Origin of the sequence: Phytobacter sp. V69, from assembly GCF_965644215.1 — a bacterium.
In the GTDB taxonomy this organism is placed as follows: domain Bacteria; phylum Pseudomonadota; class Gammaproteobacteria; order Enterobacterales; family Enterobacteriaceae; genus Phytobacter.
On the sequence record NZ_CBFFRL010000443.1, the window covers coordinates 1 to 1110 of the forward strand.

Consider the following 1110-nt stretch of genomic DNA (forward strand, 5'->3'; position numbering starts at 1 on the left):
GTAGTGCTTAAACAACCTATCCCTACGATTGACTTGGGTTCACTGGCTCCTGCAACTCGAAGTATTCTGGGTATAAATCACCTTGTGCAATCGACTAGGCTGCTTTTACCGCCACCAATAATGGCGACGTAATAATCCGTGAAACGATAAAACCCAATACCATGGCGATAATTACGCTCAGCAGGGCGCCGAAGATTAGAATATATCGAGTTTGAGTCTCTGTAGACTTAACGGTCTCTTGTCTGATCAGCAGTAATGCATTTTCCGCATTAATCATCTCCTCAATGATGACTCGCATACTATCCATCTGCGTCTTCCCGGTATTCGCTTCGAAACCGGCATTAAATTCATTGGTGCTGACCTTTTGGCTCGATACATTTCGGCGGCTTTCTATGAGCTTTGCAGCAAAGTCGTGCAACCACAGAGAATACTGTTCTGAAAGATGTTTAAGACGAGCCTGCTGTCTGGGATTGTCGGCAGTGAAACCTTTAAGCGTGTCCCAGTGTCTGGAAAATGATTTCAGGCCACTGTTATAAGGTTCCAGCATCTCTTCTTTACCCGTCAGCGCAAAGCCGCGCAATCCGGTTTCCATATTTACCAGACTTAGCGTCAGCGCTCTATTCTCATCAATGACTTGATAAGTATGCACATTCCAGTTATTAGCAGTGATAAGGCTGGAGAAGTTGTAATAAAAGACAGTACTCAGTACCAGTAAGACCAAAATAATTAAGCTAAAAGCTGATGTTAGCTTCCGGCGGATGTTCATATTCTTAATCATGTCGTCCTGCTCCAGCGTGAAAATCCCCAAAATAATGCATCGATAAAAGCTTGCAGTGAAGGTATTATCGACATAATGGTTAATTAATTTATATTTTAAAGCGAAATAATTATGTTGATTATAATGCATGGCTATATATCAATAAGTTGAAAGGGCGAGGTTGCGCTAAAAAGTTCGGAATTGTCACTGTTGCCGATCTTTATTATTTAGTGGGTGTTAATCGTGAAATAGCGTTGCTAAACTTTATGGTTGAAGTGGGCGGATTCAACTCCGAAGTGCAACGCTAAGCCGCCAATCTTAGCTCTGCAAACACCACAGACGGTTGCCTGAAT

At 42.4% G+C, this 1110-nt stretch carries 1 protein-coding gene; it reads right to left on the minus strand.

Going from position 1 to position 1110, the window contains the following annotated elements:
- Nucleotides 1-94 precede the first annotated feature (94 nt).
- Entirely contained in the window at nucleotides 95-907 is an 813-nt protein-coding gene (locus tag ACSZPU_RS25855; protein WP_499004471.1) for a CHASE3 domain-containing protein, read from the minus strand.
- Nucleotides 908-1110 lie beyond the last annotated feature (203 nt).